Source organism: Aequorivita sp. H23M31 (assembly GCF_004022485.1).
Classification (GTDB): Bacteria; Bacteroidota; Bacteroidia; order Flavobacteriales; family Flavobacteriaceae; genus Aequorivita; species Aequorivita ciconiae.
On sequence record NZ_CP034951.1, the window covers coordinates 69,058 to 82,824 of the forward strand.

Annotated in this window: 16 protein-coding genes; 4 read left to right on the forward strand and 12 right to left on the reverse strand. The window is 38.4% G+C overall.

Annotated features, from left to right (window positions below):
* The first annotated feature begins 13 nt into the window (after positions 1 to 13).
* Both yajC and pdxH read left to right on the forward strand, forming a co-directional pair.
* Entirely contained in the window at positions 14 to 304 is a 291-nt protein-coding gene (gene yajC / locus EI546_RS00325) for a preprotein translocase subunit YajC (RefSeq protein ID WP_128248673.1), read from the forward strand.
* A 173-nt stretch (positions 305 to 477) separates the two neighbouring features.
* Positions 478 to 1,122: a pyridoxamine 5'-phosphate oxidase gene (gene pdxH / locus EI546_RS00330; protein WP_128248674.1), complete on the forward strand. Its 645-nt coding sequence runs from the start codon at positions 478 to 480 to the stop codon at positions 1,120 to 1,122.
* Between the two features lie 141 nt (positions 1,123 to 1,263).
* On the opposite strand, the gene EI546_RS00335 is transcribed toward pdxH, so the two are convergent.
* The 5 genes from EI546_RS00335 to EI546_RS00355 all read right to left on the reverse strand — a co-directional run bounded on the left by EI546_RS00335 (position 1,264) and on the right by EI546_RS00355 (position 6,923).
* A complete protein-coding gene (locus EI546_RS00335; protein ID WP_128248675.1) occupies positions 1,264 to 2,718 on the reverse strand; it encodes an aldehyde dehydrogenase in 1,455 nt (484 codons plus the stop codon).
* A 75-nt stretch (positions 2,719 to 2,793) separates the two neighbouring features.
* Complete coding sequence (locus EI546_RS00340; protein ID WP_128248676.1) at positions 2,794 to 3,234, reverse strand: RidA family protein; 441 nt, start codon at positions 3,232 to 3,234, stop codon at positions 2,794 to 2,796.
* A gap of 41 nt (positions 3,235 to 3,275) precedes the next feature.
* Positions 3,276 to 4,700: an FAD-dependent oxidoreductase gene (locus EI546_RS00345; RefSeq protein ID WP_128248677.1), complete on the reverse strand. Its 1,425-nt coding sequence runs from the start codon at positions 4,698 to 4,700 to the stop codon at positions 3,276 to 3,278.
* An 87-nt stretch (positions 4,701 to 4,787) separates the two neighbouring features.
* Positions 4,788 to 6,050, reverse strand: a complete 1,263-nt coding sequence (kynU, locus tag EI546_RS00350; protein ID WP_128248678.1) for a kynureninase — start codon at positions 6,048 to 6,050, stop codon at positions 4,788 to 4,790.
* A gap of 156 nt (positions 6,051 to 6,206) precedes the next feature.
* On the reverse strand, positions 6,207 to 6,923 hold the full coding sequence (locus EI546_RS00355) for a hypothetical protein (protein WP_128248679.1): 717 nt from the start codon (positions 6,921 to 6,923) through the stop codon (positions 6,207 to 6,209).
* Between the two features lie 92 nt (positions 6,924 to 7,015).
* Here EI546_RS00355 and EI546_RS00360 point away from each other — a divergent pair, with 92 nt between their 5' ends.
* Positions 7,016 to 7,291, forward strand: a complete 276-nt coding sequence (locus tag EI546_RS00360) for a GNAT family N-acetyltransferase (RefSeq protein ID WP_128248680.1) — start codon at positions 7,016 to 7,018, stop codon at positions 7,289 to 7,291.
* A gap of 52 nt (positions 7,292 to 7,343) precedes the next feature.
* On the opposite strand, the gene EI546_RS16560 is transcribed toward EI546_RS00360, so the two are convergent.
* From EI546_RS16560 to EI546_RS00380, 5 genes are all read right to left on the reverse strand, one after another.
* Positions 7,344 to 7,475, reverse strand: a complete 132-nt coding sequence (locus tag EI546_RS16560) for a hypothetical protein (protein ID WP_262707633.1) — start codon at positions 7,473 to 7,475, stop codon at positions 7,344 to 7,346.
* A gap of 53 nt (positions 7,476 to 7,528) precedes the next feature.
* The gene (locus tag EI546_RS00365; protein WP_128248681.1) at positions 7,529 to 7,681 is read right to left on the reverse strand and encodes a lmo0937 family membrane protein; all 153 of its coding nucleotides are present in this window, start codon (positions 7,679 to 7,681) and stop codon (positions 7,529 to 7,531) included.
* Positions 7,682 to 7,875: 194 nt separating this feature from the next.
* On the reverse strand, positions 7,876 to 8,544 hold the full coding sequence (gene msrA / locus EI546_RS00370) for a peptide-methionine (S)-S-oxide reductase MsrA (RefSeq protein ID WP_128248682.1): 669 nt from the start codon (positions 8,542 to 8,544) through the stop codon (positions 7,876 to 7,878).
* 113 nt (positions 8,545 to 8,657) lie between these two features.
* The gene (locus tag EI546_RS00375) at positions 8,658 to 9,440 is read right to left on the reverse strand and encodes a zinc ribbon domain-containing protein (protein ID WP_128248683.1); all 783 of its coding nucleotides are present in this window, start codon (positions 9,438 to 9,440) and stop codon (positions 8,658 to 8,660) included.
* Positions 9,441 to 9,445: 5 nt separating this feature from the next.
* Entirely contained in the window at positions 9,446 to 10,558 is a 1,113-nt protein-coding gene (locus EI546_RS00380; protein WP_128248684.1) for a Nif3-like dinuclear metal center hexameric protein, read from the reverse strand.
* Positions 10,559 to 10,657: 99 nt separating this feature from the next.
* Between EI546_RS00380 and lpxK the strand changes: the two genes are divergently transcribed.
* A complete protein-coding gene (gene lpxK / locus EI546_RS00385) occupies positions 10,658 to 11,653 on the forward strand; it encodes a tetraacyldisaccharide 4'-kinase (RefSeq protein ID WP_128248685.1) in 996 nt (331 codons plus the stop codon).
* A gap of 38 nt (positions 11,654 to 11,691) precedes the next feature.
* Here the strand turns inward: lpxK and gap are convergent, their stop codons facing one another.
* Both gap and lipA read right to left on the reverse strand, forming a co-directional pair.
* The gene (gene gap, locus EI546_RS00390; protein WP_128248686.1) at positions 11,692 to 12,684 is read right to left on the reverse strand and encodes a type I glyceraldehyde-3-phosphate dehydrogenase; all 993 of its coding nucleotides are present in this window, start codon (positions 12,682 to 12,684) and stop codon (positions 11,692 to 11,694) included.
* Positions 12,685 to 12,695: 11 nt separating this feature from the next.
* Positions 12,696 to 13,568 carry a lipoyl synthase gene (gene lipA / locus EI546_RS00395; protein WP_128248687.1) on the reverse strand — a complete coding sequence of 291 codons (873 nt, stop codon included), beginning with the start codon at positions 13,566 to 13,568 and terminating at the stop codon, positions 12,696 to 12,698.
* Positions 13,569 to 13,767: the final 199 nt, after the last annotated feature.

The following is a 13,767-nucleotide window of genomic DNA, read 5'->3' on the forward strand; positions in this document are numbered from 1 at the left end:
TATAGTCTACGTTATGGGAGATCTTTCTCAATTTTTACCGATAGTTTTATTGTTTCTAGTGATGTATCTCTTTCTGATACGTCCACAAATGAAAAAGGCCAAGCAAGAAAAACAATTTGCCGCACAACTTAAAAAGGGTGACAAAGTGATTACAATGGGTGGTCTGCACGGTAAAGTTGTCGATCTTTTTGAGGATGGCACCTGCATCATTGAAAGTATGTCAGGCAAGCAAAAATTTGAAAGATCAGCCATTTCGATGGAAAAAACAGCGAAGCTGAACGCTCCGGTTAAGGAAAAAAAATAATTTAATTGTTCTTTTGTAATAATGCCTCCCTCGCTATTAATTTAGTGGGGGAGTTTTTTTTGTAGGTACTTCACCAAAAGTGACCTATGGATTTAACAGCCACGATCTCCAATCTTTAAGGGGTTGCGGACTCCAAAAAATGTATAAAACTCTTAACTTGCAATAAAAAGAAGATGGAAGAAAAGCTTTATGATTACCGGAAATCCTATCAGAAGGGGACGCTTTCGAAGGAGTCTGTGGATGAAAACCCTATGCAACAATTCCGGACGTGGTTTTTTGAAGTACAGGATAGCAATACCGTAGATGAAGTAAATGCAATGACCGTATCCACGGTTGGTGTTGATGGTTTTCCGAAGGGGAGGGTTGTGCTGTTAAAAAAGTATGACGAAAACGGTTTTTACTTTTATACAAATTACAACAGTGAAAAGGGAATAGCCATTGAAAAGAACAACAAAGTTTCCCTCTCATTCTTCTGGCCCAAAATGGAGCGCCAAATTTTAATAAAAGGAATTGCCGAACGAACATCCGAAACAGATTCTACCAATTATTTTCATTCCCGTCCTAAGGGAAGTCAACTTGGGGCATTAGTATCTCATCAAAGTACTCCTGTTGATTCTCGTGAAATTCTAGAGAACAAACTCCACCAACTAGAAAAGGAATATGAAAATAGAGAAGTGCCAAAACCAATGGAATGGGGTGGATATTTAATAAGACCGGTTTCAATAGAGTTTTGGCAGGGTAGACCCAATAGACTCCACGATCGAATTCGCTATACTTTGATTAATTATGATTGGGTCATTGAACGTTTGGCACCGTAAAATTGTAAGCACCAAATTATAAGCTCCAAATTCCAAACTTGAATACCGGCAGGGTTGGAATTCCAAAACTCAGTTCCATATAACAATCTTATATGGTAAATCATACCTCATGGTTCGTAAATCGTAAATTGTACCTCGTTTTTAATCGAAGCCCTGATATTTGATACAAACATTCTTCTGCTCGGTAAAAAACTTTAATGCTTCAAACCCTCCTTCACGGCCAACTCCACTGGCTTTCATTCCCCCAAAAGGCGTGCGGAGATCACGTTTTAACCACGTATTTACCCAAACGATGCCAGATTCAAGTCCTTTTGAGATACGCATTGTTCTATTTAAGTCGTTTGTCCAAAGCGTTGCGGATAGGCCGTATTTAACCGAATTGGCCATTTCCAAAGCTTCCTCTTCCTTTTCAAAAGGCATTATAGTTACCACGGGTCCGAAAATTTCTTCCTGGTTAACCCGACAATTGTTGTCATAAACTTCAATAACTGTGGGCTCTAGATAATAACCATTTTCCAAACCTTTAACCGTAACTCTTTTTCCGCCACATAAGATTTTTCCACCTTCTTTTTCTGCAAGTTGGATATAGGATTCTACTTTTTCCAAATGTGGTTTTGAGACCAAAGCTCCCAAATTTGTATCCTCATCGAATGGATTTCCGACCTTAAGCTTTTTTACTTCGGAAACGAAATCATTTTTAAATTTTCCATAAATGGATTTCTCAACATAGATTCTACTTCCGCAAAGACAGATTTGGCCTTGGTTGGCATAGGAAGAACGTAAAGTTTCCTTAAGCATATCTTCGTAATTGCAGTCGGCAAAAATAATATTGGGATTTTTCCCTCCAAGCTCTAGGGATAATTTTTTAAACATGGGAGCGGCGGCTCTCGCAATATGTTCTCCTGTTTTAGTCCCGCCGGTAAACGAAATTGCTTTAATTCCGGGATGTGCCACAATTGCCTGTCCCGCAGAGGGACCTGTACCGTGAACTATATTTAAAACACCCTTGGGCAAACCTGCTTCCGTGCAAATTTCTCCCAAAAGAAAAGCAGTCATCGGAGTTATTTCGCTAGGTTTTGCAACCACCGTATTTCCAGCGGCAATGGCGGGTGCAATTTTCCAGGTAAATAAATATAGGGGTAGGTTCCAAGGAGAAATGCAACCAACAACCCCAATAGGTTGTCTAAGCGTATAATTTATGGTGTTCAAACCCACGCTTTCATGTGCTTCGCTGGCAAATTGAGTAATCGCATTCCCAAAAAATCTAAAGTTTGCAGATCCTCTTGGAATATCTACAGCCAATGCTAAACTTAGAGGCTTACCGTTGTCTTTAGCTTCCGCTTTTGCGAGGCTTTCCAAGTTATCTTCGATTAAATCTGCAATTTTTATCAGGATCCTGCTCCTTTCCTCAATGGTAGTATTGCTCCATTTTGGAAATGCTTCTTTTGCGGCTTGATATGCTTTTTCTACATCATCGGAATTTGAGTCCGCGATCAGTGAATATGCCTCTCCATTGGAGGGATTGTAATTATCCAGCCAACTCATTGAAAGTGGTTCGATGTATTCGCCGTTTATGTAGTTTAGGATTTTTTGCATCTGTTATGTTACACACCCTTTAGGTTTTTCCTTTCAGACCGGGCAGGTTTTTGAGACCTGTCAAATCTATTGTACTTAAGAAATTTGTTTATTTTTAACCGGAAAATAAGCCATTGCCTTAATCTCCACCACCAAATGGGGATGTGGTAATTGGTGAACGGCAACGGTAGTTCGCGCGGGTCCTGTTTCACTATTAAAATATTCTTTGTAAACTTCATTGTACCCTGCAAAATCGTTCATATTAACGAGAAAGCTGGTAATATCCACTAAATCAGTCAAGGACGCTCCTTCTGCCGCAAGATAATCTTTTATATTTTCGATCACGGCACGTGTTTGTTCGCGAATATCCAAATTCATGGTGCCCATTTCATCTATCTTGTTTACTCCCGCAAAGGTATTATCGGGCATACGAGAACTCGCTCCGCTAACAAATAGGAAATCGCCCGCTCGTTTTATATGTGGATAGGCTCCTCGTGGAGTGGCTTTTCCCTTAACTAGTTTACCCTTTGTACTCATATTTTCAATTTTTATTTTAAATATTTTTAGCTTGTGATTGACTAGAATTTTAGATAATCAGCGGTTTCACTTTCATTTAGGATAAGCTGGGTTTGTCTTTTTACCGCTTGCAACTTTTCCTTTAATGACATGATTTCATCCAATTTATTATCGTGCAAAAGGCTTAATATTGCTTTGTCCTGGGCTCTTCCTTGTCTTTTTGCTTCGGAATAACTGAGATCCTCTTTAAAGGTTACTAACGAATATTTACTGTAATATTCGTGTGGAAATTCGGCTTCAAAAGCGGTTTCCAGTTTTCTTTTCTTCTGAAACAACTCCATTCCCGTATGGGCTTTCATCTCATCAAAATTATCCACTGCAAGTTCGCCAATGGCATCTGCATCTTTTTTCCGAATTTTTTCATATTCGTCAAAAATCCTTTCCCAAGTTATATTCCCTTTGTCAAGATCATCCTTATATTGAACTAAAATTTCATCAAACACTGCTACATCCTCAAAACTGGCGTTCATTCCCTGACCATAAAAAGGAACCATGGCGTGTGCGGCATCACCCATCAACAAGGTTTTTCCGAAACGGTGCCATGGATCACATTTAACCGTGCCCATTGCTCCAATGGGATTATGGAAAAATTCTTCGGTCAGACTGGGAATCAACTCCAGAACATCGGGAAATTCCTTTTGAAAATATTCCTGGACCATTTCTGGGGTAGTAAGATTTTCAAAACAGTAATCGCTGTTTTTATAAGGAAGGAAGAGTGTCACCGTAAAGCTACCGTTTAAATTGGGAAGTGCGATAAGCATGTCTTCTCCTCGTGGCCAAATGTGCAGTGCATTTTTATATGTGCGATAACCTCCATTTTCAGTCGCTGGTATTTCGAGTTCCTTATAACCATGACCTAACCATTGTTGTGAAATATTGAGGAGAAACTCTTTGTCGTGTATCATATTTGCTCTCACAACTGATCCTGCACCGTCTGTTCCAAAAATAACATCTGCCGAGTAGGTTGATTTTTCACGGGAATTAAAATCTTCAAAAGTAGCAGCAGGCTTGTCGAAATCCACCTCCGTACAGGCATGGTTAAAGATTATCTTAACATTCGGCATTTTTTCCGCCTCGTTTAATAAAAGCTTATTTAATCCGGGACGCGACACTGAATTGATAAATTCACCTTCTCTACCGCTGTACGGACTTAAAAAAGTATTTCCTGATTTCTCGTGGATCATTCGGCCGGTCATGGGAATTAGAAGTTCCTGTGCGGCTTCTTCCACACCTGCCAATCGCAATCCACGAAGTCCACGATCGCTCAGGGCAAGATTTATGGAACGGCCGGCGTCCAAAGAAAATTTCCGCAAATCTGGTCTTTTTTCTACTAACGTAATGTTGAAGCCATGTTGCGCCATACGAAGGGCGAGAAGACTGCCACATAGACCTGCTCCGATGATTAAGATATTTTGCTGTTTGCTCATTTCAATTTGTCTGGTCGAGCGCAGTCAAGACCTTATTTTTAAAATTTAGCAACTTAACCCCTCGACTGCGCTCGGGGAGACATATTGTTATTTTAAAATTCTTTTTAATTTTTCCGAAAACATATAAACATCTATAAAACTATTATAAAGCGGAGTAGGGGCAATCCGTATAACGTCTGGTTCACGCCAATCGCTAATTACGCCCGCTTCACTCAATTTAGTATGTAAGGTTTTGTCGGCATTTTTTACTTGAATCGAGAGTTGGCATCCTCGTTCCTCTGGATTTCTAGGAGTAATTACATTAATAGAATCATTTTTCATTTCGTCCAGTAGAAATTCTAAATAGCCCGTAAGTTTTTCAGATTTTTTCCGAAGATTATCAAATCCAGCCTCTGCAAAAGTGTCTAATGACGCCCTAATTGCCGCCATGGATAAAATGGGAGGATTGCTTAGCTGCCAACCTTCGGCGCCGGGTAGGGCGTCAAAATCCTTGCGCATATTAAAGCGCGTTTTTTTGTTGTGGCCCCACCATCCCGCAAAGCGGTTGAGTTCCTTATTCTCCGCGTGACGTTCGTGGACAAAACAACCCCCTAAACTTCCAGGTCCACTATTAAGATATTTATAAGTACACCATACGGCAAAGTCCGCTCCGGAATCGTGCAGGTTAGGTTGAATGTTTCCTGCTCCGTGGGCCAGATCGAATCCGACAATGCACCCATATTTGTGGCCTATTTCGGTGATTTTTTTTAGCGGAAAGGATTGTCCTGTATAGTAATTGGTGCTTCCAATCATCAAGAGCGCAATTTCATCTCCCTGATTTTTCATAATCTCTTCAAGATCCTCAAAACGACATAAATCTTCACCTTGGCGAGGTTTCCAAAGAATTAAACCCTCCTTTGGGTCAATTCCGTGAAATTTTAATTGACTTTCAACCGCATATTTATCGCTGGGAAAGGCATCACTTTCCACAACTATCTTGAATTTGATTGTTGTCGGCTTAAAAAAAGAAACCATCATTAAATGAAGGTTGATAGTAAGAGTATTCATTACCACGACTTCAAAAGGTTTTGCGCCAACTATTTTGGCCATATTCTCCGCTAAGAATTCGTGATAAGGAAGCCACGGATGTTTCGCTTGGGTATGTCCTTCAACTCCAAGGTCTGCCCAGTCTTTTAAAACTTCCTGAATGTATTCTGAAGTTATTTTCGGTTGCAATCCCAACGAATTTCCGCAGAGATAAATAAGATCTGCACCGGTTTTGTCTTTTGGAATATGAAATTTCTTTCGATATGATGCTAAGGGATCATTAGCATCTTGTGTTTTTGCGTATTCTAAATTATTTTGAAACATTCTGGAATGTAGGTTTTATGTAATCTCCTTGTTCCCTTATTCTCTCCTATCAATTATAAATGGGAATGACAATTTTTACAAAAATAGGAATAATAAACCTTTATATAATCTGGATTGTGGGGGATTAACGGTCCTGGGAGTTTGAGTTAATCAATATCAATTTCCCGTTTTAACCGAAATATTTGTGAAATACAATTTAAAATTATTTGAGTTATTCCGGTGCATAGTTGCAATAACAATACCTTCAAAATCTTTATAATCTTCCCAGGTGCTGGTCAGACTTGGTTCGGGTGAATTTTCTTTGCGATAGTTCCACTCTTGTATTCGAAAATTTTTGTCGTAGAAAAAATCGTAAGCATCTCCTGGAGTGTAGCCTCCGTCGTTGGGATAGACAATGGTAAGTTGGGATAAAGTATCTTTTGAAATAGGAGAAACTACATTTTCTTTGGTTGAAAACTCCATTCCCTTATCCCAGACCAATTGAAAGGGAGCTAGCAACCAATATTTATCATTGATAAAAGCAGCATCCGTTTTCATGGTTAAACTGTCCATCTTTGAACGATTGTAATTCACTGAATCTTTTGAAGATACCATTTTAATATCCTGGGATTTTGGATTCCATATCCAAGAACGCTCGAAGTGATTTCCATCTCTGTCCACATTAAAGGTAAAAGCGATTTCGGAAACCTTATTCCAATTTTGAATACCACAGGCCTCAGCAATCTGACGCGCATTTTCAGGAATATCTCCATATTGAACTGAATCAACTTGCGAAAGATTAGTTTCAGATAGGGACGGCTCGGAAGTTTTATTGGAATTATTGCAACTTATTATTCCGAAGAATAAAGCTGCTAAAAAAAATTCTCCTTTCATAACGGTATGTTTTCTGTAAAAATAACAATTCCATTTTGGCTTCTATTTTTTTTTGTACTTTTAAAGTATCAATAATTTCGAAAATTACTTGTATGAATGTCATTGACAATAAGGAGAAAAAAAGGTTTGAGACCGAAATTGATGGTTACAAAGCATTTGTTGAATATGAAGTAAAGCCAAATATTCTGATATTGGAACATACAGAAGTAGATAAGGCTCTGGGAGGAAAAGGGGTGGGAAGCGAAATGGTTGAGGCGGTTCTTCTGCAAATTGAATTACGCGGTTTAAAGGTAATTCCACATTGTCCTTTTATAAAGAAATATATCAGTAAACATCCGGAGTGGCAGTCTATTGTTGCCAAGGAATAAAAAAAGCCCTTAAATTAAATTAGGGCTTTTTGCAATTAATCATGGATTTTTATTAATCCAGTGCATCTCCGACATCGTCGGCTACGTCTTCTATGTCGTCGGCAACTGTGTGGTTCTCACGGCAACTAATTAAACTTGTTGAAAACAGTCCAGCTGCGAATAAAATTAAGATTACTTTTCTCATAATTGTTTGTTTTTAAAGGGTTGGTATTTGATTTTGAATTAAAAAAATTTTGGTTACAATCTACGACCCGTAGCCAAACGCCACAGAATCCCGATAATTGCTAGTACCAATAGAATGTGGATAAAGGCTCCTAATGAGAAAAAGAAATAACCGAATAACCATCCGATTATTAAAATTACTACAATAAGCCAAATTAAATCTCCCATGATATAGTTTCTTTTGTGTTAGTTATTCAAATATAAATTAACATAAAGGAATTCGATATATTTTAACCAGAACTTAACTAGAGTGTCTAAATATTTCTAAAAATAATAAAAGAAGTATATTCACTCATTATAATCCAGTATCGTATAGTATTCTTTGCATTACGATAGTTGCAAAGCATAGATAATCAGATTATTTATTCTTTCTCTGTCTTAAGTAATTCTGGAAATTTTTCCCGAAACTTGTTGATCCGCGGAACAGAAACATTCTGAATATAGGGGTTTCCTGGATTGTTCTTTTCATAATCCTGATGGTAATCTTCAGCCTTCCAGAATTTCTGAAAAGGTAAAACTTGTGCGGCAACCTTATCTCCATTTAGCTGTTTGTTTAATTCAGCGATTTTCTCATCTATGATTTTCTTTTCGGTATCATTTTGATAGAAGATGATGGAGCGGTAGGAGGTACCCCGGTCGGGGCCTTGACCGTTTACCTGAGTAATGTTTTGAGAGCCAAAATATACGTCTACCAATTGACCAAAACTCACCACATTTGGATCGTAAATTACTTCTACAACCTCAGCATGATCTGCGTGGTTTTCATAGGATGGATTTGGTGTTTTCCCACCACTATAACCCGATACAGCCTCCTTCACGCCTTTCACGCTTTCGTAAATTGCCTCCACGCACCAAAAGCAACCACTGGCGAAATAGGCTTTTTTGAGGCCGTCTTGAGATTCAGTTTGTACCGGAGTTTGGGTTTTTTGAGCAACAGCTTCAGCTTCCTTATTTGTATCGTTTGAGGGTTTGCAAGCTCCATGAAGGGCAAATAAAATTAATGTAACAATTAGTATGGGATATTTTTTCATTGGGAAATTTTTTAATTAATTGAGTCTTTTTAGTTAGAAAACCTTGCGTTTAAAGTACAAAAAAAGCCTCCACTTTTTGTGAAGGCCTTGTTATATTTATTGGGTAGATCTTATTATTTCAGTTTTGAGAACATAGCGTCCATTTTTTCACGCTCTTCTTTTGCCAAATCTGGATCGACCAAGATACGGCCACTGTGCTCGTCTGTAATAATTTTCTTGCGACCTGCAATTTCCATTTGAACTTGTGGTGGAATTGTGAAAAAGGATCCTCCCGAAGCGCCACGCTCTACGGCTACAACTGCCAATCCGTTTTTAACATTCTTACGTATCCTCTTATAGGCCTTGATCAAACGAGGTTCGATAGATGATTCAAAGTTTTCAGATTCCTTAATTAAACTTTTTTCTTCCTTTTCAGTTTCTTTCAAAATTTCATCAAGCTCATCACGCTTATGCTTTAAGTGTTCTGAACGTTCGTTATAACGGATTTTGGTTTCCTCTATTACCTGGTTCTTTTGCTCGATTTGTGCACGGAATTCCTTGATGTTTTTTTCTGCCAATTGGATTTCCAATTCTTGGTATTCTACTTCCTTGCTTAGGGAATTGAATTCACGGTTATTACGAACGTGATCTTGTTGGGCAGCATATTTTTTTATTAAAACATTGGCTTCCTCAATATTATTTTTTCTTTCCTTGATTTGGTTTTCTATTACCTCAAGATCGGCGTTGAGCTTCTGCAGACGGGCATCCATTCCCGCAACTTCGTCTTCAAGATCTTCAACCTCCAAGGGTAGCTCCCCACGTACATTTCTTATTTCATCAATTCTAGAATCAATAAGTTGCAAATCATAGAGGGCTCTTAACTTTTCTTCAACAGTAACTTCGCTTTTCGTTGCCATAAATTTTATAAATAGCTAATGGGGTTGGTGTTTATTTCCGATATCACAATGCCTTTCGGCAAAGCAGGTGCAAAATTAGTGATTTTTTTTGTAAGGAAAGAATATAGAAGGTCTTTTGTGAACTGTTCACTTTCATAATGACCAATATCGGCTAAAAGAATAGATTTTTCTGCTCTAAAAAAATCATGATACTTGAAATCTGCTGATACAAACACATCTGCTCGAGCATTTATCGCCGCTTCAATAGCAAAACTTCCACTGCCTCCTAAAACTGCGATTCGGTTAATAGGTTTACCTATTAACGCCGTATGGCGAACACATTCCGTATGCATCGTTTTCTTTAAAAATTTCAAGAAGTCCATTTCAGACATCGAATTTTCCAGATTACCTACCATTCCCATTCCTATATGCTGGTTTGGGTTTTCAAGGGTTGTAATCTCATAAGCAACTTCTTCATAAGGATGTGATTTCAAAAGTGCATCAATAATATCCTTTTGCAAATGTCTTTCAAAGGTTATTCCGAGTTGTACCTCTTCCTCAAAATGCGTCTCCCCTCTTTTTCCAATCACCGGGTTTGAAGATTCGTTTCCTTTAAAGCTACCCTTTCCATCAATGTTGAAACTGCAATTTTCATAATTGCCAATTCTACCGCCGCCCGCTTCAAATATGGCATTTCTTACTTTTTCCACCATATTTTTCGGAATAAAGGTAATTAGCTTTTTAATAGTGCTTTTCTGGGGAATTAAAATCTCTCTTTCTTTCAGACCTAATTTTTCGCAGATCATTGAATTTACACCGTTCCAGGAATTATCTAGTGCAGTATGGTTTGAGAAAATGGCGATATCATTTTTTATTGCTTTCTGGACCGTACGCTCAACATAGGTTTTTCCTGTGATTTTTTTTAACCCCGAAAAAATAATGGGATGGAAACTTACAATAAGATTGCATCCCTTCTCTATAGCTTCATCAACTACAGCTTCAAGCGAGTCGAGTGTAACAAGTATTCCTTTCACTTCCATCTTTTCATCTCCTACAAGAAGTCCGGTATTATCGAAACCTTCGGAGTAGGAGAGGGGAGAAATTTCCTCAAAAAGACTTATAACGTCTTTAACTATCATGATTTGCGTTTTTCACAAAGATAGGATTTTGTATAAATTTGTGTTCTCTAATTGGTTTAAAACCAATTCGGTTTTGCTTGAATTTAGTACATTCGTCCCATGAAATTGCTGCGAAAACTTCTTTTCCCATTCTCTTTAATCTATTGGGTGATCACCGCCGTTCGAAACAAATTTTATGATTTTGGTTGGTTGAAAAGTAAAGCGTACGACTTTCCTGTGATTTGTGTCGGAAATCTCTCAACCGGCGGTACGGGAAAATCTCCAATGATTGAGTTTTTAATTTCCCGCCTTAAATGTGAATGGCGCCTTGCGGTTTTGAGCCGTGGTTATAAACGCGAAACCAAGGGGTTTAAAATGGTGGAAGTAGATAGCACCGTGTTGGAAACAGGAGATGAACCGTTACAGTTTAAACGAAAATTTCCCAAAATTACTGTGGCGGTCTGTGAGGATAGACAGGAGGGAGTGGAAATACTCCGAAAAAATAGTGATTTGATCCTATTGGACGATGCATTTCAACATCGAAAGGTGAGAGCTTCTTATTATATTCTATTGACTTCCTATGGAAATCTTTTTGTAGACGATTTTATATTGCCTGTCGGAAATTTACGTGAACCCAAATCTGGAGCCGATAGGGCAGATGTTTTGGTCGTGACAAAATGTCCAGGTAAACTCGAACCTTCTGAAATGGAACGGATACGGAAAAAACTTAGATTGCAAACACATCAAGAAGTTTATTTTACCAAGATTGGATATGCCCGTGAAATAACGGACGGGGTAAATACAAAATCTTTGGAATATTTAAATAAAATAAAATTTACCCTAGTCACGGGGATTGCAAATCCAAAACCGTTGGTAGAATTTTTAAAAAATAAGGGCCTGGAGTTTTATCATAAATCTTATGGGGATCATCACAATTTTACGATTGGTGAAATAACCGACTTGGAGCGGGAACGGATAATTCTAACTACAGAAAAGGATTTTATGCGTCTGCAACCGGTAATTAAGAATGCGGAATTGTATTATTTGCCCATTACAACTGAATTCCTAGGTAACACCTCAGAAGAATTTTTAAAACGGATTTTCTCCAACTTGTAAGAAGACATTCCACGGTTAGGAGAAATGTCAAACGATTATTATGCAATTCTCTTTATCAGATCAACGATTCTAGAGGAATACCCAACTTCGTTATCGTACCACCCAATAATCTTCACCATTTTGGCAATAACAGATGTCATTCCTGCGTCGAAAACGCAAGAATGATGGTTGCCCACAATATCGATGGAAACAATAGGATCTTCGGTATATTCAACAATTCCTTTTAGTGAGTTTTCTGAGGCTTTTTTAAATGCCTTGTTGATTTCTTCAATAGAAGTTTCTCTTTTTACATTGAAAGTTATATCTGTAAGCGAGCCATTTGGTACCGGGACGCGGATGCCACAACCACCAATTACATCTGCCAGATCTGGGAAAATTTTGGTCAGAGCCTTTGCGGCACCTGTAGTAGTAGGAACAATAGATTGTCCTGCCGCACGTGCTCTACGGAGATCGCGATGAGGCTGATCGTGCAGGCTTTGGTCTGTAGTATATGAATGTACCGTGGTTATATATGCCTGTTCAATTCCACAGAGATCGTTGATGATCTTGAGCATTGGTGCTGCATTATTCGTGGTACAGGAGGCATTTGAAATTATAAGATCGGTCGGTTCCAATATCTCATCATTCACTCCCAAAACTACAGTTTTAATATCGTCTTCAAGGGGTGGGACTGAAAGAATTACTTTTTTTGCCCCATTTTTTAAGTGGTTTTCCAGTTGTTCTTTAAGCTTAAACTTTCCTGTACTTTCTACAACAACATCAATATTGCCCCATTGGATATTCTCTATATTCTTAATGGAAGAAAAAGCGAATTTTCTTTCTCCAATGATAATTTCATTTTCTGTGGCAGAAACTTTTTGGTCCAGTACTCCGTGGATACTATCGTATTTTAAAAGATGTGCCAAGGTTTTGGCATCTGCCATATCATTTATGGCTACTACTTCAATGTCGGGATTGTTAAGAAGCAATCGGAATAGATTTCGACCAATACGGCCAAAACCGTTAATGCCAACAGTTATCTTTTCTTTCATCTTTATGAAAATTAAGTTAGATGCTTTTGGGCCTTGTATGAAGACCGCACCAAGGCACCGCTTTCTACGTGTCTAAATCCCATTTCCAATCCAATGGTCTCGTATTTTTTAAATTGTTCGGGTGTAATAAATTCTCGTACGGGCAGATGCTTTTTGGAAGGTTGAAGATATTGACCAATAGTAATAATATCCAGTCCAACCTCTTTCAAATCCTCCATGGTCTGGATCACTTCATCTTCCATTTCCCCTAAACCGAGCATGATTCCACTTTTTGTTCTGGGTAGACCAGACTGTTTTAGATAGTTCAAAACTTCCAAGCTACGTTCATATTTTGCTTGAATGCGAACCTCTCGTGTAAGCCGTTTAACGGTTTCCATATTATGGCTAACAACTTCGGGTTTTACCGCGATAATGCGGTCGATATTTCGGGTGTTGCCTTGAAAATCCGGAATCAATGTTTCCAGAGTTATTTCAGGATTCATCCTACGGATAGCTTTAACTGTTTCCGCCCAAATAATAGAACCCATATCCTTTAGATCGTCCCTATCCACAGATGTTATCACGGCATGTTTAATCTGCATCATCTTAATGGAGCGTGCCACTTTCTCTGGCTCGTCCCAATCAACCGTTTCAGGTCTCCCTGTTTTTACGCCGCAGAAGCCGCAAGATCTGGTACATATATTTCCCAAGATCATAAAGGTTGCTGTTCCCTCGCCCCAGCATTCTCCCATATTTGGGCAACTTCCAGAAGTGCAAATAGTGTTTAATTGGTATTTGTCAACCAAATTTCGTAGGTCAGTATATTTTTTTCCGGTGGGAAGTTTTACACGTAGCCATTTTGGCTTGGGTGCGGGTCTTTGAAGATCTAATGTTTCTGTGCTCATAAGGGTAACAAAAGTACGAATTAGGAAAGCACAAATGATAATAAGAAGTTGGGATATTCCACAACGAAATATTTATATACCAATTAAAAGAAAAAGTGGTTTCAAGTTATTGGTCTTCAATGGATCTGGAATTTAATAGGTAAGGTTTCGATTACTATTTTTAAAGAGAGATTAAAAATTTTTCAACTAAGAATATGAA